The sequence below is a fragment of the Pseudomonas sp. S2_A10 genome, from assembly GCF_054668465.1.
The window spans coordinates 1,065,974-1,086,720 of the sequence record NZ_CP162773.1; the positions used below are offsets into that span (position 1 = coordinate 1,065,974).

At 59.8% G+C, this 20,747-nt stretch carries 21 protein-coding genes; 7 read left to right on the forward strand and 14 right to left on the reverse strand.

What is annotated here, in order from left to right; all coding sequences use genetic code 11:
* Positions 1–87 precede the first annotated feature (87 nt).
* From yjiA to AB4N41_RS04905, 3 genes are all read right to left on the reverse strand, one after another.
* Positions 88–1,065 carry a GTPase gene (gene yjiA / locus AB4N41_RS04895; protein WP_252876931.1) on the reverse strand — a complete coding sequence of 326 codons (978 nt, stop codon included), beginning with the start codon at positions 1,063–1,065 and terminating at the stop codon, positions 88–90.
* Positions 1,066–1,217: 152 nt separating this feature from the next.
* Entirely contained in the window at positions 1,218–1,415 is a 198-nt protein-coding gene (locus tag AB4N41_RS04900) for a YbdD/YjiX family protein (protein ID WP_003228401.1), read from the reverse strand.
* Between the two features lie 15 nt (positions 1,416–1,430).
* Positions 1,431–3,497 carry a carbon starvation CstA family protein gene (locus AB4N41_RS04905; protein WP_041477781.1) on the reverse strand — a complete coding sequence of 689 codons (2,067 nt, stop codon included), beginning with the start codon at positions 3,495–3,497 and terminating at the stop codon, positions 1,431–1,433.
* A 159-nt stretch (positions 3,498–3,656) separates the two neighbouring features.
* On the opposite strand from AB4N41_RS04905, the gene AB4N41_RS04910 reads away from it, so the two are divergent.
* Positions 3,657–4,025, forward strand: coding sequence for a PilZ domain-containing protein (locus AB4N41_RS04910; RefSeq protein ID WP_041477779.1), 369 nt, complete (start codon positions 3,657–3,659; stop codon positions 4,023–4,025).
* Between the two features lie 99 nt (positions 4,026–4,124).
* On the opposite strand, the gene radA is transcribed toward AB4N41_RS04910, so the two are convergent.
* The 3 genes from radA to katB are packed head-to-tail and all read right to left on the reverse strand — an operon-like array spanning position 4,125 to position 7,687.
* The gene (radA, locus tag AB4N41_RS04915; protein ID WP_007909773.1) at positions 4,125–5,492 is read right to left on the reverse strand and encodes a DNA repair protein RadA; all 1,368 of its coding nucleotides are present in this window, start codon (positions 5,490–5,492) and stop codon (positions 4,125–4,127) included.
* Positions 5,493–5,539: 47 nt separating this feature from the next.
* Positions 5,540–6,085: an ankyrin repeat domain-containing protein gene (locus AB4N41_RS04920; protein WP_460138355.1), complete on the reverse strand. Its 546-nt coding sequence runs from the start codon at positions 6,083–6,085 to the stop codon at positions 5,540–5,542.
* Positions 6,086–6,145: 60 nt separating this feature from the next.
* Positions 6,146–7,687 (reverse strand): catalase KatB, encoded by a 1,542-nt coding sequence (gene katB / locus AB4N41_RS04925; RefSeq protein WP_252876933.1) that lies wholly within the window; start codon positions 7,685–7,687, stop codon positions 6,146–6,148.
* 285 nt (positions 7,688–7,972) lie between these two features.
* Here katB and mscL point away from each other — a divergent pair, with 285 nt between their 5' ends.
* Positions 7,973–8,386, forward strand: a complete 414-nt coding sequence (mscL, locus tag AB4N41_RS04930; protein ID WP_024014404.1) for a large-conductance mechanosensitive channel protein MscL — start codon at positions 7,973–7,975, stop codon at positions 8,384–8,386.
* Between the two features lie 45 nt (positions 8,387–8,431).
* Here the strand turns inward: mscL and AB4N41_RS04935 are convergent, their stop codons facing one another.
* Positions 8,432–9,208 (reverse strand): ferredoxin--NADP reductase, encoded by a 777-nt coding sequence (locus tag AB4N41_RS04935; RefSeq protein WP_041477773.1) that lies wholly within the window; start codon positions 9,206–9,208, stop codon positions 8,432–8,434.
* A 313-nt stretch (positions 9,209–9,521) separates the two neighbouring features.
* Between AB4N41_RS04935 and AB4N41_RS04940 the strand changes: the two genes are divergently transcribed.
* The gene (locus tag AB4N41_RS04940) at positions 9,522–10,232 is read left to right on the forward strand and encodes an autoinducer binding domain-containing protein (protein WP_041477771.1); all 711 of its coding nucleotides are present in this window, start codon (positions 9,522–9,524) and stop codon (positions 10,230–10,232) included.
* A gap of 174 nt (positions 10,233–10,406) precedes the next feature.
* A complete protein-coding gene (locus AB4N41_RS04945; protein ID WP_252876934.1) occupies positions 10,407–11,531 on the forward strand; it encodes a methyltransferase in 1,125 nt (374 codons plus the stop codon).
* Between the two features lie 72 nt (positions 11,532–11,603).
* Here the strand turns inward: AB4N41_RS04945 and AB4N41_RS04950 are convergent, their stop codons facing one another.
* The 3 genes from AB4N41_RS04950 to AB4N41_RS04960 form a co-directional block, all read right to left on the reverse strand.
* On the reverse strand, positions 11,604–11,771 hold the full coding sequence (locus AB4N41_RS04950) for a DUF2474 domain-containing protein (protein WP_252876935.1): 168 nt from the start codon (positions 11,769–11,771) through the stop codon (positions 11,604–11,606).
* Between the two features lie 85 nt (positions 11,772–11,856).
* Entirely contained in the window at positions 11,857–12,864 is a 1,008-nt protein-coding gene (gene cydB, locus AB4N41_RS04955; protein WP_016773089.1) for a cytochrome d ubiquinol oxidase subunit II, read from the reverse strand.
* Between the two features lie 3 nt (positions 12,865–12,867).
* Entirely contained in the window at positions 12,868–14,313 is a 1,446-nt protein-coding gene (locus AB4N41_RS04960) for a cytochrome ubiquinol oxidase subunit I (protein ID WP_024014409.1), read from the reverse strand.
* Between the two features lie 469 nt (positions 14,314–14,782).
* On the opposite strand from AB4N41_RS04960, the gene AB4N41_RS04965 reads away from it, so the two are divergent.
* Positions 14,783–16,018 (forward strand): MFS transporter, encoded by a 1,236-nt coding sequence (locus tag AB4N41_RS04965; RefSeq protein ID WP_252876936.1) that lies wholly within the window; start codon positions 14,783–14,785, stop codon positions 16,016–16,018.
* Positions 16,019–16,023: 5 nt separating this feature from the next.
* Here the strand turns inward: AB4N41_RS04965 and AB4N41_RS04970 are convergent, their stop codons facing one another.
* Together AB4N41_RS04970 and AB4N41_RS04975 are read right to left on the reverse strand one after the other, a co-directional pair.
* Positions 16,024–16,575 (reverse strand): DJ-1 family glyoxalase III, encoded by a 552-nt coding sequence (locus AB4N41_RS04970; protein ID WP_252876937.1) that lies wholly within the window; start codon positions 16,573–16,575, stop codon positions 16,024–16,026.
* A 67-nt stretch (positions 16,576–16,642) separates the two neighbouring features.
* On the reverse strand, positions 16,643–17,089 hold the full coding sequence (locus tag AB4N41_RS04975; RefSeq protein WP_095181869.1) for a DUF4879 domain-containing protein: 447 nt from the start codon (positions 17,087–17,089) through the stop codon (positions 16,643–16,645).
* Between the two features lie 220 nt (positions 17,090–17,309).
* Here AB4N41_RS04975 and AB4N41_RS04980 point away from each other — a divergent pair, with 220 nt between their 5' ends.
* On the forward strand, positions 17,310–18,605 hold the full coding sequence (locus tag AB4N41_RS04980; RefSeq protein ID WP_016773083.1) for an NCS2 family permease: 1,296 nt from the start codon (positions 17,310–17,312) through the stop codon (positions 18,603–18,605).
* Positions 18,602–19,681 (forward strand): tRNA (uridine(54)-C5)-methyltransferase TrmA, encoded by a 1,080-nt coding sequence (trmA, locus tag AB4N41_RS04985; protein ID WP_252876938.1) that lies wholly within the window; start codon positions 18,602–18,604, stop codon positions 19,679–19,681. Before AB4N41_RS04980 ends, trmA begins: the two co-directional genes overlap by 4 nt.
* A gap of 54 nt (positions 19,682–19,735) precedes the next feature.
* Here the strand turns inward: trmA and AB4N41_RS04990 are convergent, their stop codons facing one another.
* On the reverse strand, positions 19,736–20,182 hold the full coding sequence (locus AB4N41_RS04990; RefSeq protein WP_236168712.1) for a DUF2442 domain-containing protein: 447 nt from the start codon (positions 20,180–20,182) through the stop codon (positions 19,736–19,738).
* The gene (locus tag AB4N41_RS04995; protein WP_236168713.1) at positions 20,179–20,607 is read right to left on the reverse strand and encodes a DUF4160 domain-containing protein; all 429 of its coding nucleotides are present in this window, start codon (positions 20,605–20,607) and stop codon (positions 20,179–20,181) included. The genes AB4N41_RS04990 and AB4N41_RS04995 overlap by 4 nt, the downstream gene beginning before the upstream one ends.
* Positions 20,608–20,747 lie beyond the last annotated feature (140 nt).

Below are 20,747 nucleotides of genomic sequence, written 5' to 3' on the forward strand. Positions count from 1 at the left end.
ACAGTGGATTGCATTCCTTCTGACAGAATGCGTTCTACTGTGGGAGCGAGCCTGCTCGCGAAGAGGCCCGTTGAGCTATTGAAATTATCAGGCTTGTTGCGCTGCAACCCTGGCAAACCCCGCCCGAATCTTCTCTTCCGGCAAGTCATCGGCGATAAACACGATCACACTCTCCCGCGCCTCGCCCTCGGCCCATTCAGTGTCCCAGTCGAAACCATAGAGTTTCAGCACACCCTGAAACACCAGGCGCCGATCTTCGCCAGCAATATTCAGCACGCCTTTGTAGCGCAGCAATTGCCTGCCGTGTTCTTCCAGCAGTTCGTTCATGAATTCGCTGAGCTGATCGATATCCAGCGCCTGATCGGTGCGCAGCACCAGGCTGGAGATGCGATCGATCGACGGCGCCTTGCTCACCGGACGCAAGCTCAAACCGCCGCCCAGGTCAGCATTGAGGTTGAAACCACGCACATCCAGCAGTTCAGCCAGATCGATGTTGCCATGCTCGACCACGCGGATCGGCGCGCGACGGTTGATTCGCGTAAGGCGTTCGCTCAGCGCGGTGAACGTCGCCTCATCGACCAGGTCGGTCTTGCTCACCAGCAAGCGATCGGCGAAACCGATCTGCGCCTGGGCAATGGTCTGGGTCAGGTGCACGTCGGCGTGAGCGGCGTCGACCAGGGTGATGATGCCGTCGAGCAGGTAACGCTCGCGCAGCTCTTCGTCGATGAAGAACGTCTGCGCCACCGGTGCCGGATCGGCGAGACCGGTGCACTCGATCACCAGACGATCGAAGGCAATTTCGCCGCTGTCCAGGCGCTCGAGCAGCAAGTACAGCGCCTTGGTCAGATCGGTGTGAATGGTGCAGCAGACGCAGCCGTTGGCCAGGGTCATGACCTGCACCGGCTCGTCACCCAGCAGTTGGGTGTCGATGCCGGCGTCGCTGAATTCGTTTTCAATCACGGCGATTTTCAGGCCGTGCTCGGCTTTCAATAAATGACGCAGCAAAGTGGTCTTGCCGGCGCCGAGGAAACCGCTGAGGACCGTTACCGGAATGGGAGAAGACAAAACCCGATCTCCTGAAAAGAATACAAAAACAAATGTGGGAGCGAGCCTGCTCGCGAAAGCGGTGTGTCAGTCAAATCCTTCATCAACTGACACTCCGTATTCGCGAGCAGGCTCGCTCCCACAGGGGATTACCTCAACCGCAGGCTGTCAGCTCAACAGCACTTCGGCCCACCCTTGCCACCGTAACGGGCTTCCTGACGTTCGCGGAAGAACATCTCGTAGCTCATCACCGGTTTGTCCGGGTGTTTGGTTTGCATATGCTCGACGTAGGTGTCGTAGTCGGGCATGCCGACCATCAGGCGCGCGGCCTGACCGAGGTATTTACCGAGGCGACTCAGGTCATTGAACATGCTGCAATCCTCTGGTTACGCATCCGGCAGGGCCTGGAATGGCGATTCTTTATCCGTACGCTCTTTCTTGCCCCAGGCGGCGATGCCGACCTTGAGCGCATAGAACAGGATGCTGAACACCACGAACAGGAACAGCGCGGTGAGTGTGGCGTTGGTGTAGGCGTTGAAGATCACGTGCTGCATCTGCTCGACGCTTTTCGCCGGCGCCAGCACCTGACCGTTGGCCAGCGCATCGCTGTACTTCTTGGCCAGGGACAGGAAGCCGATCGCCGGGTTGGCGTCGAACAGCTTGATGAAGCCAGCAGTGGTGGTGCAGATCAACAGCCAGGTGGCCGGCAACAGGGTGACCCAGATGTAGCGCTGGCGCTTCATCTTGATCAGGACCACGGTGCCGAGCATCAGCGCGATACCGGCGAGCATCTGGTTGGAGATGCCGAACAATGGCCACAGGGTGTTGATGCCGCCCAGTGGATCGATCACGCCCTGATACAGCAACCAGCCCCACATCGCCACACAACCGGCGGTGGCGATCAGGTTGGCGGTCCACGATTCGGTGCGCTTCAGCGCCGGCACGAAGGAGCCGAGCAGATCCTGCAGCATGAAACGCCCGGCACGGGTACCGGCGTCCACAGCGGTGAGGATGAACAGCGCTTCGAACAGGATCGCGAAGTGGTACCAGAACGCCATGGTGTTTTCACCCGGCAGGACACTGTGCAGGATCTGCGCGATACCGACCGCCAGGGTCGGCGCACCGCCAGCACGGGCCAGAATGGTGGTTTCACCGATGTCGTGGGCCACGGCTTGCAGCGCTTCCGGCGTGATCGCGAAGCCCCAGCTGGTGACCATTTGCGCCACTGACGCGGCATCACTGCCGACCACGGCGGCCGGGCTGTTCATGGCGAAGTACACGCCTGGCTCGATCACCGAAGCGGCAACCATGGCCATGATCGCCACGAACGATTCCATCAGCATGCCGCCGTAACCGATGTAGCGGGCGTTGGTTTCGTTATCCAAAAGCTTCGGCGTGGTGCCCGACGAGATCAGCGCGTGGAAACCCGATACCGCGCCGCAAGCGATGGTGATGAACAGGAACGGGAACAGACCGCCCTTCCATACCGGCCCGGTGCCGTCGACGAACTGGGTCAGCGCCGGCATTTTCAGCTCGGGCATGGTCACCAGAATACCGATCGCCAGGGCGACGATGGTGCCGATCTTGAGGAAGGTCGACAGATAGTCACGCGGCGCCAGAATCAGCCAGACCGGCAGCGACGCGGCGACAAAACCGTAACCGACCAGCATCCAGGTAATCTGCACACCGGTGAAGGTGAAGGCTTTGGCCCATACCGGATCGGCAGCAATCTGCCCGCCCAGCCAGATCGAGCCGAGCAGCAGCAACACACCGACCACGGAGATCTCGCCGATGCGGCCCGGGCGGATGTAGCGCATGTAGATGCCCATGAACATCGCGATCGGGATGGTCGCCATCACGGTGAAGATGCCCCACGGGCTCTCGGCGAGGGCCTTGACCACGATCAGCGCCAGCACCGCGAGGATGATGATCATGATCAGGAAGCAGCCGAACAGTGCGATGGTCCCGGGAATCCGGCCCATCTCTTCACGCACCATGTCGCCCAGGGAACGGCCGTTGCGTCGGGTCGACATGAACAGGACCATGAAGTCCTGCACCGCGCCCGCCAGCACCACACCGGCAATCAGCCAGAGTGTGCCGGGCAGATACCCCATCTGCGCCGCCAGCACCGGACCGACCAGCGGCCCCGCGCCAGCGATGGCCGCGAAGTGGTGACCGAAAAGAATGTGTTTGTTGGTCGGCACGTAGTCCAGACCATCGTTGTTGAGCACGGCGGGGGTGGCCCGACGCGGATCCAGTTGCATCACGTTGTTGGCGATGAACAGACTGTAGTAACGGTACGCAACCAGATAAATGGCCACGGCAGCGACCACAATCCACAAGGCGTTGATCGCCTCGCCGCGGCGCAATGCCACTACGCCCAGGGCGCACGCTCCTACGATTGCCAGCACGAGCCAGGGTAAGTGGCGCAGCAGGCTATTATTATTTTTCATTTTATTATTCCAGCCAGGGTGGACAAGAAAGACAGCCACCCCGAGTTTAGCGCTTACGGCGCCAAAGGCCATACCCCGACATAGGTCTAGACGCTTGAGCGATTGGCTGGCGCCCGCATTCGCGGTCTATAGTCAGCGAACCTTCATGAGGATTGCGCCATGAGCGAGCACCCCGCCAATCGACGTCGTTTCAAACGTATTGCGTTCGATGCCCGAACCGAGCTGAAACAGGGCGAGTACATCTGGCCGGTCAAACTGATCGACCTGTCTCTCAAGGGCCTGCTGATCGAGCGACCGGAGCCGTGGCTCGGGGATAAAGAGCAGGACTTCCTAGTCGACATTCATCTGAGCGAAGACGTCGATATAGAAATGGACGTGCATCTGGCCCACGAGGAAAACGGCCACTTGGGGTTCATCTGCCGGCACATCAGCCTGGAATCGATCCAGCGCCTGCGCCGGTTGATCGAACTGAATCTGGCGGATGAGGCCGAGCTGGAACGCGAACTGGGTGCGCTGATCGAAATCTGACTTGCCCCCTGTAGGAGCTGCCGAAGGCTGCGATCTTTTGATTTTGTTTCAAGATCAAAAGATCGCAGCCTTCGGCAGCTCCTACACAGGGGATTGTGGTTACTCGAAGAGTGCGTCGAGGGCCTGTTCCAGACGCGTCACGGCGATGATCTGCAAGCCGGGAGGCGATTCCTTCGGAGCATTACCCTTCGGCACGATGGCGCGTTTGAAACCGTGCTTGGCCGCTTCTTTCAGCCGCTCCTGCCCGCTCGGCACCGGGCGCACTTCGCCAGACAGGCCGACTTCGCCGAACACCAGCAGATCATGCGGTAACGGCCGATTGCGCAAACTCGACATCACCGCCGCCATCAACGCCAAATCCGACGCTGTCTCCAGCACCTTCACGCCACCGACCACGTTGAGGAACACGTCCTGATCGTGGGTCGGAATCCCGCCGTGGCGGTGCAGCACCGCAAGCAACATCGCCAGACGGTTCTGATCCAGCCCCAGCGTCACCCGACGCGGGTTGGCCAGATGGCTGTCATCGACCAGCGCCTGCACTTCCACCAGCATCGGCCGGGTGCCTTCCCACGTCGCCATGACCACACTGCCCGGGACTTCTTCCTGAGCGCGGGTGAGAAAAATCGCCGATGGGTTGGAGACTTCTTTCAGGCCCTTGTCGGTCATGCCGAACACGCCCAATTCGTTGACCGCGCCAAAACGGTTCTTCACCGCACGCAGCAGACGCAGACGACCATCGGATTCACCTTCGAAATACAGCACGGTATCGACCATGTGTTCCAGCACACGCGGACCGGCCAAGGCGCCCTCTTTGGTGACGTGGCCGACGAGGAAGATCGCCGTGCCGCTCTGCTTGGCGTAACGCACCAGCAACGCCGCACTTTCGCGCACCTGCGACACGCCGCCCGGGGCCGATTGCAGTTGTTCGGTGAAAATAGTCTGGATCGAGTCGATCACCATCACCTTGGGCTTTTCCTGGCGAGCGGTGGCGATGATGGTTTCGATGCAGGTTTCGGTCATCACCCGCAGTTGATCCTGCGGCAGGCCGAGACGGCGGGCGCGCATCGCCACCTGCTGCTGGGATTCCTCACCAGTGACGTACAGCGCCGGCATGCTTTTGGCCAGATTGCACAGGGTTTGCAACAGAATGGTCGATTTGCCGATCCCCGGATCACCGCCGATCAGCACCACCGAGCCATCGACCAGACCACCGCCGAGCACGCGGTCGAGCTCACCGGAGGCGGTGGAAAAACGTGGAATCTCTTCGATGCTGACTTCGGCGAGCGTCTTGATCTGCGCCTGCTGGCCAGCCCAACCGGTGCGCCCGGTGGGTGCCGTGGCGCCGCCGCTTTCGATCATGGTTTCGGTCAGGGTGTTCCAGGCACCGCACTCGCCGCACTGCCCGGCCCACTTGGGAAAGGTTGCGCCGCACTCGGTGCAGCCGTACATGCGCTTGGCCTTGGCCATCAGAACCCCCGGAACAAAAGACGCGATGATAACGCAGCCACCGCCGATCAGCGCGGCGCAGCGGTACGGATTTCGCCGCTGGCCAGACGTGCGGCGCTGTTGCCCAGCGGATCCTCGGCATTGAGGTCGGCGCCCTTGGCTTTCAACGCATCAAGCAATTCCAGACGCTTGAACAGCCCGGCGTACATCGCCGCTGTCTGCCCGGCGCCGTTACGCTGGTCGGGGCTGCAATCGCTGGCCATCAGTCGCCGGGCGATCTGCAGCTCGCCTTTGAATATCGCGCCCATCAGCGCCGTGTTGCCCCGCTGGTCCTGGGCACAGGCATCTGCGCCAGCGGCGAGCAGGCGCTCAACCGCCGGCGCCTGACCGTGATAGGCCGCCAGGATCAGCGCGGTGTAACCCTTGCTGTCGCGGGTATCGAGGGAATAGCCAGACTCGATAAAGGTCTCGAGCATCGGCACATCACCCCGGCGGGCGGCGTCGAAGTAGTAATCCTGCAACTGCGCCTTGATCGCCTCGGGGCTCTGCTCGACCGGGGTTGCCCACGCAGTAAGCGACAGGCACCCGGCCAGGCACAAAAGAAAAATACGCATCAGGCTCTCTCCTTCAACGCACGCGAGGCGAGACTGGCCCTCGCGTGCGCCGCATCGCTATCAGTCGGTCAGTTTCGCCGCCAGTGCTTTCACGCGGCTGAGGTCGCCCTTGGCCACTTCAGTCACACCGCTGCCGTACTCAGGGTCGGCCTTGTACAGGAAGGACAGGATGATGTGCTTGCTCTCGTCATCGGTGGTGGCCAGCGAGCCGCCGAAGCTGTCGATCAGGTCGCGGCGTTCCTGCTTGCTGTACGAGCGATACAGATCACCGGCCTGCTTGAAGTTCTGCTCACGCTGGATCTTCGCCTGCTGCGTGCTGCCCGCCAGCGCCGACTGGCTGTAACGCGCCGCTGGCGTTTCTTCACGCGGTTGCAGGCGGCTTGGCTGGTAGTTGACGCCGGACTGGCTGGCGCCGAAATTCATCGCACCATCCTGATTGCCATTGTTCACTGCGGTTTTCGGTGCGTTGATCGGCAATTGCAAAGCGTTGGCGCCGAGGCGATACATCTGCGTATCGGCATAAGAGAACACTCGGCCCTGCAACAAGCGGTCTTCCGAAGGTTCGATACCCGGAACTACGTTGGCTGGAGCCATGGCAACTTGTTCGGTTTCCTGGAAGACATTGGCCGGATTACGGTTCAGGACCATTTGTCCAACTTTGCGCTCGGCAATACCCGGCCAGATCTTGGTTGCATCCAGTGGATCGAAATCAAACTTGGACAAATCCTGTGGCTTGAGAACCTGCACGTACAAGTCCCACTTCGGAAAGTTGCCCTTGTTGATATTACTCACCAAGTCGTTGGTCATATGACTGTAATCCTGACCCTGAACTTCGCTGACTTGTTTTGGCGTGAGATTCTTGATGCCTTGAAGACTCTTCCAGTGAAACTTCACGTAGTGAACTTCATTCTTGGCATTGATCAGCTTATAGGCATGAACACCATTGCCATCCATCTCCCGGTAACTGGCCGGAGTGCCGTAGTTGGAATACAACTCGGTCAGCGTGCGGGTGGCTTCCGGTACATGGGAGAAGAAATCGAACCGGCGCGAATCGTCATCGAGGTTGGTGCGCGGATCGGGCTTGAAGGCGTGCACCATGTCCGGGAATTTGATCGCATCGCGGATGAAGAAGGTCGGGAAATTGTTGCCGACCAGATCCCAATTGCCGTCAGCAGTGTAGAACTTGGTGGCGAAACCCCGCGGGTCACGCAGGGTTTCCGGGGAATGGTTGCCATGCACCACCGCCGAGAAACGCACGAATACCGGCGTGCTCTGGCCTGCGGCGAACACCTTGGCCTTGCTCAGGTCGCTGAGGTCATCGGTCACGGTGAAGGTGCCGTGAGCGCCGGTGCCGCGTGCGTGTACGACGCGCTCGGGGATGCGTTCACGATCGAAGCGCTGCAGCTTCTGGATCAGTTGCACATCCTGCAGCAGCACCGGGCCGTTGGCGCCGGCAGTTTGCGAGTTCTGATTGTCACCGACTGCCGAGCCGTTATCGCGGGTCAGCGGAGCGGCGTTGACCGAAAAGGTCAGCAGCCCGGCAGTCAGTACGCCGAAGGTGCGGCGGAAGGGAAAAGCCCCCAGTCCAGGAGTGGATGTCATATCAGGTTCCTCTGGTTTTATTGAGCGCATCCAGGTGCGCCACAGCAAGGCTAGAGGCCCCCGCCGAGGAACATAAATAGAAAGAACGTAACACCATGATTGAAGAAATTGGCTTTCCCGTCAGCGGGTTAGCGCGTATTCCGCGCGCGATTGCTGGCAATTTGCAAACTAATCGTCAATCGATGTGTCGATAAAAACGGGCATTGTAAGAAGGTGTTTCGCGCAGGAGGCGTTTCGCTGATTTACACTGCCAACACCAAACTCATCTGTAACAAGGAAATAACTATGGGCGTGCTTAGCGAGTTCAAGGCCTTCGCGGTCAAAGGCAATGTGGTCGACATGGCCGTCGGTATCATCATCGGCGCGGCGTTTGGCAAAATCGTTTCGTCGTTTGTCGGCGACGTGATCATGCCGCCGATTGGCCTGTTGATCGGTGGAGTGGACTTCAGTGATCTGGCTGTCACGCTCAAAGCCGCCCAGGGCGATGCGCCCGCAGTGGTGCTGGCTTACGGCAAATTCCTGCAGACGGTGCTGGATTTCGTGATTGTCGCTTTCGCGATTTTCATGGGTGTCAAAGCCATCAACCGCCTCAAGCGCGAAGAAGCCGTAGCACCGACCGCACCGCCGATCCCGAGCAAGGAAGAGCAACTGCTGGGCGAAATTCGCGACCTGCTCAAGGCGCAGAACGAGCGGCCCTGAGGCATTCGGTAGTCATCAAAACGGCACCCGCGGGTGCCGTTTTCGTTACCAGTAATTTTCCACCGCAACCTGCCCCGGCTTGCGCGTCAGGCTCAGGCGCATGTCGCGCTGCTTGAGCAAGGCGCGGGTGTCGTCGATCATCTGCGGGTTGCCGCACAACATCACACGCGAATGCTCTGGCGAGAGCTCAACGCCCGCCGCACGTTCCAGCTCGCCGTTTTCAATCAGCGTAGTAATCCGGCCCCGCAGCGCGCCTGGATGCGCTTCGCGGGTCACAGTGGGGATGAATTGCAGCTTGTGGGCGTATTCGCTCAGATAGTCCCGTTGCGCCAACCCGGCGATCAACTCCTGATAAGCCAGCTCCCGCGCCTCCCGCACGCTGTAAACCAGAATGATTCGCTCGAATTTCTCCCAGACCTCGAAGTCCTGCAGGATCGACAGAAACGGTGCCACCCCGGTGCCGGTGGACAGTAACCACAGGTCTCGGCCATCGACAAAGCGATCCAGCGTCAGGTAGCCGAACGCCTGGCGTTCTACCATCAAGCTGTCGCCGACCTGGAGCCGGCTCAGCTCACTGGTGAATTCGCCGCCCGGCACGACGATGGAAAAGAACTCGAGAAACTCGTCGAACGGCGACGACACCATCGAATAGGCGCGCCAGACCGTGCTCCCATCGGCCTTGGTGACGCCCAGTCGGGCGAACTGGCCGGCACGAAAGCGAAAGCCTGGGTCGCGGCTGGTGCGCAGCGTGAACAGGTTCGCCGTCAACGGTTGCACATCGAGCAAGGTCTGGGTGGTGTACTTCTCGGCACTGGCAGTCATGAGGCACTCCTTGAAACGATTGCCTACAGTGTCCCGCAAAACCGCGCTGCCAAACACCTGCCAACGGTAATGATATTGACAGAATCAGCGCTGCACATTTGATGTGATGTCAATTTTAGATCTAGAGTAATAACTTTAAGATGGCAGTTAAAATATAACAGCGCGTATTGCTAAGAACACTTTATAAAAAACATCAAAGTTTCAATCTCGAAAAAATGTAAGGCGTTTCGCAGGAAAGATCCTACACTTCGATTCGTGCCGGATCTTTTGGATCCATTCCGCACCCCGATATCAAGATACAGAGGCAAAGTTCATGGAAACGTGGAAGGAATCACAATTGAAACAACTGACATTTGCCAAAGGCATTGAAGCGGCATACCCGATACTGCTGAGATTTGCCGAGAATCTGGGCTTTAACTACTGTGCAATAGCAGTGACGTCCCCTCATCGTGATGTCCATCTGAATGCCTTGCAAATCAATAACTATCCGAAAGAATGGAACATTCAGTACAACAAAGAGAACTTCCGCAATATTGATCCGGTAATAGCGCATTGCAATCACTCAATATTACCCATCGTCTGGGAAGAAAGAGTCTTCAACGATGCACCCGAGTTGTGGCAGGCGTTGAAACAGAATGGGCTGCAGCATGGCTGGTCGCAGGCCTTTCATGACGAAACCAGCGGTTTGTGCAGCATCATCAGTCTGGCGCGCACCCACTGCCCGATCAGCCCGCTCGAACTGTATGAGCATTACGGTTATCTGTTTTTTGCCAACCGACACTTCAGTGACCTGTATGCCCGCACCGTGCCCACACCGGCCAAACCCAGCAAGCCGAGGCTATCGTCCCGGGAGCTGGAGATCATGAAATTGTCCGCCATGGGCAAGACCGCTCACGATATTTCGAGAATCCTCAGCCTGAGCGAACGCACCGTTAACTATCATGTGCAAAACGTCATCGAAAAATTCAACGTCTGCAACAAGATTTCCGCGGTGATTGCCGCCGCTCGTGCCGGGATTATCTGACTGACGAGCGATATCGCACGGTAATCCTGCGAGTATTTACGCGCAAAAAAACGTACCATTCAGGCCTTTCCGAGTGATGACGCAACCTGCTTGCATCGCAGTCCACTCGGTCGGATCCCGTCGCACCATCTGCCGGCAACGGGATATCTGCCGAATATCCTGAGTCCCCGCCCCATGCCCTTGCTCGAAACGCCTTTCGCCCAGCTCGACCTGATCCGCCAGCCTGAACAGCAGAATGAACCGCTGCAAGCGTTCGATGCGGCGGACGAATACCTGCTCAATCATCTCGCCAGCGAACAACCTCAGAGCAGCACCCGCGTGCTGGTGCTCAATGACAGCTTTGGCGCCTTGGCGATCAGCCTGCAGGGCAAGGTCGAGGTGAGCAGCAGCGGCGACTCGTTCCTCGGTTTCGTCGGGCTGGAAAAGAATCTGCTACGCAATGGCCAGGCGTTCGATGCGATTCGTCCGATTCCGGCCAGTGAGCCCTTGGTCGGGCCGTTTGACCGGGTGCTGATCCGCGTCCCTAAAACCCTGGCGCTGTTGGAGGAGCAGTTGATCCGCCTGCAAGGGCAACTCGCTCCGGGCGCGCAAGTGATCGCCGCCGCCATGGTCAAGCATCTGCCGCGCGCTGCCGGCGATCTGCTCGAGCGCTACATTGGCCCGGTGCAGGCGTCGCTGGCCGTGAAGAAAGCCCGACTGCTGATCGCCACGCCTGAAAGCAAAGCGCCCGCCACATCGCCCTATCCGACTCGTTATCGTCTCGACGAACCAGCGATCGAATTGCTCAACCACGCCAACGTGTTCTGCCGCGAAGGCCTCGACATCGGCACTCGCGCGTTTCTGCCGCATCTGCCAAAGAACCTTGGCCACGCGCGAGTCGCCGATCTCGGTTGCGGCAACGGTGTTCTGGCAATCGCCGGCGCCTTGCAGAACCCGGATGCGCATTACACGCTGGTCGACGAATCGTTCATGGCGGTGCAATCGGCTGCCGAGAACTGGCGCGCGGCATTGGGCGATCGCGAAGTGATCGTGCGCGCTGGCGATGGTCTGGCCGGGCAGGCGCCGCAGTCGCTGGACGTGGTGCTGTGCAACCCACCGTTCCATCAGCAACAGGTGGTCGGCGATTTCCTCGCCTGGCGCATGTTCCAGCAGGCGCGCGAGGCGCTGGTGGTCGGCGGTGCGCTGTACATTGTCGGCAATCGGCATCTGGGCTATCACAGCAAACTGGCGCGCTTGTTTCGTGGCGTCGAGCAAGTGGCGGCCACGCCGAAATTCGTCATCCTCAAAGCGCGCAAATAAATCTGCGGCATAAAAAAACCCTCCGTGAGGAGGGTCGCAAGTCCATACCCGAAGGCGCCGGGACGGGATATTTCAGTGGGTGGTCAAACCCGCGGCATTCATGAACATGCGCATCAGGCTGGCGGCGATGAACAACACGCCGACACTGCCAACCCAGATCAGGGCCAACCAGCCGAGCCGCTGCCACAGCGGCTTTTTTTCGGCTTCTTCAATGTCGTGCAGGGAATGTTTGCAGGTCATTGCATCGATCTCCGTTAAGCCAAGGCGTCACTGCGGACGCCTTCGCGAGCAGGCTCGCTCCCACAGGGCAAGCCCAGCAATTGGATTAGTGATAACCATCTTCGTGGGTGACCTTGCCGCGGAACACGTAGTAGCTCCAGAAGGTATAACCCAGGATGAACGGAATGATGAACAGCGTGCCGACCAGCATGAAGCCCTGACTTTGCGGCGGCGCGGCGGCGTCCCAGATCGAGATCGACGGCGGCACGATGTTCGGCCACAGGCTGATGCCCAAGCCACTGTAGCCGAGGAAGATCAGCACCAGGGTCAGCAGGAACGGCGTGTAGTTGGCGTTACGTGCCACCGCGCGGATCAGGCCGTACAAGGTGACCAGCACCAGAATCGGCACCGGCATGAACCAGAACAGATTCGGCATGCTGAACCAGCGTGAGGCGATTTCCGGATGCGACAGGGGTGTCCACAGGCTGACGATACCGATCACTGCCAGCAGGACGAACGCCAACGGCCGCGCCAGGTCATGCATCTGCTCCTGCAATTTGCCTTCGGTTTTCATGATCAGCCAGGTGCAACCGAGCAAGGCATAAGCCACTACCAGCGCCGCGCCGCAAAACAGCGTGAACGGTGTCAGCCAGTCCAGTGAACCTCCAGCGAACTGGCGATTGACCACCGGCAGACCATCGATGAACGCTCCCAGCGCCACGCCCTGAAAGAACGTCGCCGCGATCGAACCACCGATGAATGCCTTGTCCCACAGGTGACGTTTTTCATCCTTGGCCTTGAAGCGGAACTCGAAGGCCACACCGCGAAAGATCAGGCCCATGAGCATGAAGATCAGCGGCAGGTACAGCGCCGACAACACCACCGAATAGGCCAGCGGGAAGGCGCCGAACAACGCCGCGCCACCCAGCACCAGCCAGGTTTCGTTGCCGTCCCACACAGGGGCGACGGTGTTCATCATCACGTCGCGATCGGTCTTGCCGGGCACGAACGGGAAGAGAATGCCGATGCCCAGGTCGAAGCCGTCCATGACCACGTACATCATGATGCCGAAGATGATGATCACGGCCCAGATCAGCGGAAGATCGATACCCATGAGTCAAATCTCCTTGGTCAAGCGAGTGTTGTCTTCGTGCTCGCCCTCGGCCGGATCGTCGGCTGCGGACAACGGACGCGCCGGGGTGCGTTTCTTGCCTGGACCACCGTCCGGCGTTTCACTGCCTTCGCTGATCTTCGGCCCTTTGCGCACCAGGCGCATCATGTAGCCGAGCCCCGCGCCGAACAGCGCGAAATACACCACTACGAACATGATCAGGGTGATGCTCATCTGCATGAAGCTGTGGTTGGACGAAGCATCTGCGGTGCGCATCAGGCCATAGACCACCCACGGTTGACGGCCGATTTCCGTGGTGAACCAGCCGGCAAGAATTGCGATCAGGCCGGACGGCCCCATCCACAACGCCAGATGCAGGAACGGCCGCGAGGTATACAGCGAATCGCGTTTGCGCAGCCACAGACTCCACAAACCGGTGAAGATCATCAGGAAACCGAGACCGACCATGATCCGGAAGGACCAGAACACGATGGTCGAATTCGGCCGGTCTTCCGGTGGAAATTCCTTCAGCGCCGGTACTTGTTTATCCAGCGAGTGGGTCAGAATCAGGCTGCCGAGGTATGGAATCTCTACGGCGAACTTGGTGCGTTCCTCTTTCATGTCCGGCCAGCCGAACAGGATCAGCGGCGTCGCTTCGTCGCCATGGTTTTCCCAGTGGCCTTCGATCGCAGCGATTTTTGCCGGCTGATGCTTGAGCGTATTGAGGCCGTGGAAGTCGCCGATCACCGCTTGAATCGGCGCGACGATCAATGCCATCCACATGGCCATCGACAGCATGGTGCGGATCGCCGGGTTGTCCCTGCCGCGCAGCAGGTGCCAGGCCGCCGACGAGCCGACGAAGAACGCCGTGGCGACGAACGCCGCCGTGGCCATGTGCATCAGCCGGTAAGGGAATGACGGGTTGAAGATGATTGCCAGCCAGTCGGTGGGGATGACCTGACCGTTGACGATTTCAAAGCCTTGCGGGGTCTGCATCCAGCTGTTGGAGGCGAGAATCCAGAAGGTCGAAATCAGCGTGCCGATCGCTACCATCACCGTCGAGAAGAAGTGCAGGCCGCGCCCGACCTTGTTCCAGCCGAACAGCATCACGCCAAGGAAACCGGCCTCAAGGAAGAACGCCGTAAGCACTTCATAGGTCAGCAACGGCCCGGTGACGGCACCGGCGAAGTCGGAAAAACGACTCCAGTTGGTGCCGAACTGATAAGCCATGACCAGCCCGGAAACCACGCCCATGCCGAAGTTGACGGCAAAAATCTTCGACCAGAAATGGTAGAGATCGCGGTAGGTGTCGTTGCGGGTCTTCAGCCACAAGCCTTCGAGCACCGCCAGATAACTCGCCAGGCCAATCGTGATGGCCGGGAACAGAATGTGGAACGAGATGGTGAACGCGAACTGAATTCGGGCGAGATCCAGAGCCTCTAAACCGAACATATGGCTTCCTCTGTCAGGTAATACGGGTAGCTGGCCCGGAGGCCTGCACCACTGCCCCCACGGATATGGAGTGCGGCGAATTCGGATTCGTTCTTTTTTTGCAACCATCGCAACGCAGGGAGTCTGGCCAAATGGCCGCCAGATCAGTTCCGGTCGGGGTCTTGATCTGGATCAAGCAACGTTGAAAGAGTAGTCCCATTTTTACCAATGAACTGCGTGGTGGTTTGCCGCGTGACAAGTTGCCTCACTCCCCCGTTGCGAGGGGATTTATCCCCGTTCGGCTGCGCAGCAGTCGTCGCTTCCAGCTTTTGGGGCCGCTGCGCGACCCAACGGGGATAAATCCCCTCACCACAGGGTTGATTGTCAGCATGAACGATCGATGTCTGGCTAACTGAATTGTTTCTCGTAGCAACTTCCTGTTACAGACTGGTGATAATCTCGCCGTTCACTCGCCCAAGACTGCCTTCAGATGCCCATTCAAGAGCCCCTGCTGTTACGTCACCATCGTCCGTTCATGGCTTTTTGGCTGGCGCGGATTTTCACCGCCAGCGGTTTCCAGATGCTCACCGTGGCGATCGGCTGGAATCTGTATCAACTGACCGGCAACGTGCTGGATCTGGGCCTGGTCGGGCTGGTCGAATTCGCCCCGCGCGTGCTGTTCATGCTGCACACCGGACACGTTGCCGATCGCTATGATCGGCGCAAGGTCGCCGCACTCTGCCAGTCATTGCAGGCATTGATTGCCTTGGCGCTGGCCATCGGCAGCGCCACCGATCACGTCACCCGCGAGATGATTTTCATCCTCGCCTTTCTGCTCGGCGCCGCCCGTTCGTTCGAGATGCCGACGACTCAGGCCTTGCTGCCCAGCATCGTCCCCAGTGCGCTTTTCCCCCGTGCGGTTGCCGCCGCGCAATCGGCGCAGCAGTCGGCCACTATCGTCGCTCCGGCTCTTGGCGGTTTGCTCTATGCGTTCGGCAGCGTCTGGGTCTACGGCCCGACCGTGCTGCTGTACGTGATCGCCTGCACGCTGATGCTCAACCTGCCGGCACGCCAGACGCCATTGAATAAAGGCAAAGCCACGCTGGACTCGCTGCTGGCGGGAATTCGCTTCATCCGCAGCCGCCCGGACATCCTCGGTGCGATCTCGCTGGACCTGTTCGCCGTGTTGCTCGGCGGCGCCACGGCGTTGCTGCCGGTGTTCGCCAAGGACATTCTGCTGACCGGCCCGTGGGGCCTTGGCCTGTTGCGCTCGGCGCCGGCGGTGGGTGCGTTGCTGATGTCACTGTTCCTGGCGCGATTTGCCGTGGAGCGCAATGTTGGCCGGGTGATGTTCACCGCCGTCGGCATCTTCGGCGTCGCCACTATCGCGTTTGGTTTGTCGACCTCGTTCTGGTTCTCCCTGGCGGTGCTGGTGGTGCTCGGCGCAGCGGACATGATCAGCATGGTCATCCGTGCCTCGTTCGTACAACTGGAAACCCCCGACGAAATGCGCGGCCGGGTCAGTGCGGTCAACGGCCTGTTCATCGGCGCATCGAACCAGTTGGGCGAATTCGAATCCGGCCTCACCGCCCACTGGTTCGGCACCGTGCCGGCCGTGGTGATGGGCGGGATCGGCACGCTGGTGGTCACGGGAACGTGGATCAAACTGTTTCCGACGTTGGCGAGTCGGGATCGGATGCATGTGCCGGTGGAAGAGAAGGCCTGAATCCTTCAGGCCATCAACTCCCCCGCTACCCTCGCCCGCAACGCCTTGCCACCAAGCTGCTCGACCAGGGTCAAGGCAAATTCCAGCGCCGCGCCCGAGCCTTGGGCGGTGATGCAGTTGCCGTCGACCACCACCGCTTGATCAACAAACGTACAGCCTGATAGTTGATGGCTGGCGCCGGGCAGGCAGGTCATGCGTCGCTGGCGCAGCACGCCTGATGCTTGCAGCGCGACAGCCGGGGCTTCGCCGATGGCGGCGAACAGGCGGCCGGCCCTGGCTTGGTCCTTGAGCAATTGCTGCAAGGGTTGATGCGCCGCCAGATGCCGGGAACCGACGGCACCGCCTGGCAGGACGATCAGGTCAAAAGTCTGTGCCAGTACATCGACCAGCATGCCGTCGGCAGTCAGCCGGGTGCCGCGCGCACAGGTCAGCATGCGTCGGCCTTCGATGCTGGCGGCGACCACTTCGATGCCGGCGCGGCGCAGCACGTCGATCAGGGTCACGCTTTGCAAATCGTCGATGCCCTCGGCGAGGGCAATCAGGGCTCTGGAAGTCATGGGCGCTTTCCGCTGGATAGTCAGTCAAGCGTAGTCAGCTTTGTCCCACCCTGTTCGCAGACAGCCGTTACTTGATGTAAAGCTGGGTCGAAAGCGTGTTGCGCGGAGCGTTGATCGAGGTGTTGCTGAAGTTGAAGGTGCCTTCCTGTTTGCCGGCCAGATCGAAGGTATAAAGAGAGCCGACGGTTTTGCTGCCGGGGGTGCATTCGGTGAGGTTGCCATTATCGAAGGCGCACACCGGACCTCGGGTGCCGTTGACCTCGAAGCCATCCAGCGTCACGTGTGGCTGGTTCTGGCCATAGCCGACTTCCAGCACGAAGACTTTGATATTCGGCCCGCTGTGATTGCATTGGGTTTGCGGCTGGTTATCGGCAATATCTTCCAGGCCGCAGGACGGTGACTGCACTTTGATCACCTTCACCTCGGAGAGTGGCGGCGCCGATGCCGCGAACGCCGGAGCTGTCACCAGTAGTGCTGCAATCCATCCGAAAATCCTGATCCAACCGTTGCGCATGCCTGCCCACTCCAAAAAATCAGCGCGCAGTATGGCGCAGTTGTCGGCTGCGCAAAACTTCGCCGACGATCGACACCAACATCCGCCAAATTCCTCACGCGGCTGGTATGATGCGCGGCTTTTTCCGGCCCACGACAATTTTCCAGGCGCTTGCGACGGTCTGTGCTTTGCTGTTGAGGTCGATACATTCACGGCGCCACGCGCGCCACGGGGAGCAGACATGCTGGAAAGGCTGTTTCAACTCAAGGCACACAACACCAACGTGCGCACCGAAATTCTTGCGGGCGTCACGACTTTCCTGGCCATGGCTTACATTCTGTTCGTCAACCCGAGCATCCTCGGCGAGACCGGCATGGACAAGGGCGCGATCTTCGTCGCCACCTGTCTGGCGGCTGCCATCGGCTCGACCGTTATGGGCCTGATCGCCAACTACCCGATCGCTCTCGCTCCGGGCATGGGCCTGAACGCCTTCTTTACCTACACCGTGGTGCTGCACATGGGCCACACCTGGCAGGTGGCGCTGGGTGCGGTGTTCATTTCCGCCGTGCTGTTCTTTCTGCTGTCGATCTTCCGCATCCGTGAATGGATCATCAACGCCATTCCGCTGCCACTGCGCTCGGCGATTGCCGCCGGTATCGGCCTGTTCCTGGCACTGATCGCCCTGCACAATGCCGGCATCGTGGTCAGCAACCCGGCGACCATGGTCGGCCTCGGCGATCTGACCAAACCGGCACCGATTCTGGCCACCGTCGGCTTTGCCGTGATCGTCGCCCTCGAAGCGCTGAAAGTGCGCGGCGCGGTGCTGATCGGCATTCTGGCAGTGACCATCGCCTCGATCGTACTGAACGTCACCGAGTTCGGCGGCATCATGTCAATGCCGCCGTCGCTGGCGCCGACCTTCCTGCAACTGGACATCAAAGGCGCACTGGACATCGGTCTGGTCAGCGTGATCTTCGCCTTCCTGTTCGTCGACCTGTTCGACAACTCCGGGACCCTGATCGGCGTCGCCAAGCGCGCCGGCCTGATGGGCAAGGACGGCCACATGCCGAAAATGGGCCGCGCGCTGATCGCCGACAGCACGGCGGCCATGGCCGGCTCGCTGCTGGGTACGTCGACCACGACCAGTTACATCGAATCCGCTGCCGGCGTCAGTGCCGGTGGCCGCACGGGCCTGACCGCCATCGTCGTGGCAATCCTGTTCCTGCTGGCGCTGTTCTTCTCGCCCCTGGCGGCCAGCGTTCCGGCGTTCGCCACTGCGCCAGCGCTGCTGTTCGTCGCCGTGCTGATGACTTCCGGCCTGGCGGAAATAGACTGGGACGACATCACCGTGGCGGCGCCGGTTGTGGTTACCGCGCTGGCCATGCCGTTCACCTATTCGATCGCCAACGGTATCGCCTTCGGCTTCATCGCCTGGACTGCCATCAAGCTGCTGTCCGGCCGTGCCCGTGAGCTGAACCCGGCACTGGTGATTCTGTCGATTCTGTTTGTGATCAAGTTGGGTTGGTTCAACGCATGAGTTTCGATTCCCAAGCCTACGCCGAACAACTCGAAGCCAAGGTCACGCGCTTGCGTGATCTGCTGGCACCGTTCGATGCACCTGCGCCGACGGTGTTTGATTCGCCGTTGCAGAACTTCCGCCTGCGCGCCGAATTCCGCCTATGGCGCGAGGGCGGCGAACGGCATTACGCGATGTTCTCTCAGGACGACAAGCGCACGCCGATCCTTATCGAAGAATTCCCGATTGCCAGCCTGCGCATCAACCAGTTGATGCCGCAGTTGAAGGCCGCGTGGCAAGCCAGTTCGGCGCTGAGCCACAAGCTGTTCCAAGTCGAATTTCTGACCACGCTGGCCGGCGACGCGATGATCACCCTGTGCTATCACCGTCCGCTGGACGAGCACTGGCATGCGGCAGCAACGAAGCTGTCGGCCGATCTCGGCGTGAGCATCATCGGCCGCTCCAAGGGCAAGCGCGAAGTGCTCGGTCAGGACTATGTCGTCGAGAAACTCGAAGTCGGCGGCCGCACCTTCAGCTATCGCCAGCCCGAAGGCGCGTTCACCCAGCCCAACGGCACGGTGAACCAGAAGATGCTCAATTGGGCTTACGAAGCGCTGGGCGATCGCAGCGACGATCTGCTCGAGTTGTACTGCGGCAACGGCAACTTCACCCTGCCGCTGGCGACTCGCGTGCGCAAAGTGCTCGCTACCGAAATCAGCAAGACTTCGGTCAACGCGGCCCTGAGCAACCTCAGCGAAAACACTGTGGATAACGTTACGCTGGTGCGTTTGTCCGCCGAGGAGCTGACCGAAGCGCTCAACGAAGTGCGCCCGTTCCGCCGCCTGCACGGCATCGATCTGAAGAGTTACGAATTCGGCAGCGTCTTCGTCGACCCACCGCGCGCCGGCATGGACCCGGACACCTGCGAACTGACCCGGCGCTTCGACAATATCCTCTACATCTCCTGCAACCCGGACACCCTGGCGGCCAACATCGCCCAGCTGCATGACACCCACCGCATTACCAAGTGCGCATTGTTCGACCAGTTCCCGTGGACCCATCACATGGAATCCGGTGTGCTGCTGACCCGACGTTGATTGCGGGTAGCGGATACGGAAAAGCCGTCGTGATTGACGGCTTTTTTGTGGGTGCTATGGCGCGATATCAGTTTTACGTGGACGCCCGCCTTTTTTGCCATTGGCTCGCGCTGCCGCAGATTTCGCAGCGCTGCTTTGACGCCCGTTGCGCGAGGCGACGATCGACGCGGCCATGCGCATAAGTGGCGGGCTCGCTGAAATCATTCCGGCAATGGAAATATCCAGATCCTTACCCTCATGGCACAGCGCAGTGCCGGCGAAGCCGATCGTCAGGCTTGCATAATCGCCCGCTTCAAACCCCGCGAATTCGGGATACAGCTTCACCGGAAGCAAAACACCGCTGCCGTCCTCGAAACGAATGACCAAAGAGGATTCTTCGAAGCTCACTGACACGGCCTGCAAACCATTGGCCTGTCGTACTTCGCCAAGTGTGATGGCGGCATCGAGCATTTCTTCCGTCAGGGGGCGATGCACCGACGGTTTTGCCTTGATGACTTTCATAATTCGATCTCAACTCCTTCCAACTTGCCGATCAAGGACAGCAGCACCTTGTCTTCATCGGGTTCATAGCGCGCCGATCCGATCCTGTAGGTCTCGTCGGTGACTGGCTTCATCACGGGCACTTCGTTTGCTTGGCAGTCCCATATCTGATTATCGAGACAAACGGTCTTCAAGCCCGACCACCAGATCCCTCGTGCTCGACGCAGGTGCGCCGGTTGTCCAAGTGACAGACACAAGCCGTTCAGCACAGCGAGCGGTGGTCGTCGGGACAGCGGCACGACATCCCACAGATCAACTTCGTTGTGCCAGAAGCTGAACCGGAAGCGGGCATTCCAGGCACCCGCATCTACATGGGCGTGCGGTGGGCAGTGTTCGTCTCTCAACATGATGCGAATCGACATTCCTTTGTAGCTGCATATCTTCATGCTAACCCATCCGTTAGGTTAATTGATTTCCAGAGCTCGAATTTCCTTTCGAGTCCGACGACCGGTTAACACAAAGCGATGTGCCGGAGGTCACTGAAGACTAGCGGGCGTGGGGTTGGTGCTCGAGAAATGAGCCGAGA

Bases quoted from the DNA above. Each gene is read 5' to 3' on its own strand.
- AB4N41_RS04900 (WP_003228401.1), bottom strand. From the start codon at position 1,415: ATGTTCAATGACCTGAGTCGCCTCGGTAAATACCTCGGTCAGGCCGCG.
- AB4N41_RS04940 (WP_041477771.1), top strand. From the start codon at position 9,522: ATGGAAACGTGGAAGGAATCACAATTGAAACAACTGACATTTGCCAAA.
- AB4N41_RS04910 (WP_041477779.1), top strand. From the start codon at position 3,657: ATGAGCGAGCACCCCGCCAATCGACGTCGTTTCAAACGTATTGCGTTC.
- AB4N41_RS04945 (WP_252876934.1), top strand. From the start codon at position 10,407: ATGCCCTTGCTCGAAACGCCTTTCGCCCAGCTCGACCTGATCCGCCAG.
- AB4N41_RS04905 (WP_041477781.1), bottom strand. From the start codon at position 3,497: ATGAAAAATAATAATAGCCTGCTGCGCCACTTACCCTGGCTCGTGCTG.
- AB4N41_RS04965 (WP_252876936.1), top strand. From the start codon at position 14,783: ATGCCCATTCAAGAGCCCCTGCTGTTACGTCACCATCGTCCGTTCATG.
- AB4N41_RS04975 (WP_095181869.1), bottom strand. From the start codon at position 17,089: ATGCGCAACGGTTGGATCAGGATTTTCGGATGGATTGCAGCACTACTG.
- AB4N41_RS04935 (WP_041477773.1), bottom strand. From the start codon at position 9,208: ATGACTGCCAGTGCCGAGAAGTACACCACCCAGACCTTGCTCGATGTG.
- AB4N41_RS04970 (WP_252876937.1), bottom strand. From the start codon at position 16,575: ATGACTTCCAGAGCCCTGATTGCCCTCGCCGAGGGCATCGACGATTTG.
- AB4N41_RS04990 (WP_236168712.1), bottom strand. From the start codon at position 20,182: ATGAAAGTCATCAAGGCAAAACCGTCGGTGCATCGCCCCCTGACGGAA.
- trmA (WP_252876938.1), top strand. From the start codon at position 18,602: ATGAGTTTCGATTCCCAAGCCTACGCCGAACAACTCGAAGCCAAGGTC.
- AB4N41_RS04980 (WP_016773083.1), top strand. From the start codon at position 17,310: ATGCTGGAAAGGCTGTTTCAACTCAAGGCACACAACACCAACGTGCGC.
- mscL (WP_024014404.1), top strand. From the start codon at position 7,973: ATGGGCGTGCTTAGCGAGTTCAAGGCCTTCGCGGTCAAAGGCAATGTG.
- AB4N41_RS04920 (WP_460138355.1), bottom strand. From the start codon at position 6,085: ATGCGTATTTTTCTTTTGTGCCTGGCCGGGTGCCTGTCGCTTACTGCG.
- katB (WP_252876933.1), bottom strand. From the start codon at position 7,687: ATGACATCCACTCCTGGACTGGGGGCTTTTCCCTTCCGCCGCACCTTC.
- AB4N41_RS04960 (WP_024014409.1), bottom strand. From the start codon at position 14,313: ATGTTCGGTTTAGAGGCTCTGGATCTCGCCCGAATTCAGTTCGCGTTC.
- AB4N41_RS04995 (WP_236168713.1), bottom strand. From the start codon at position 20,607: ATGAAGATATGCAGCTACAAAGGAATGTCGATTCGCATCATGTTGAGA.
- radA (WP_007909773.1), bottom strand. From the start codon at position 5,492: ATGGCCAAGGCCAAGCGCATGTACGGCTGCACCGAGTGCGGCGCAACC.
- AB4N41_RS04950 (WP_252876935.1), bottom strand. From the start codon at position 11,771: ATGACCTGCAAACATTCCCTGCACGACATTGAAGAAGCCGAAAAAAAG.
- cydB (WP_016773089.1), bottom strand. From the start codon at position 12,864: ATGGGTATCGATCTTCCGCTGATCTGGGCCGTGATCATCATCTTCGGC.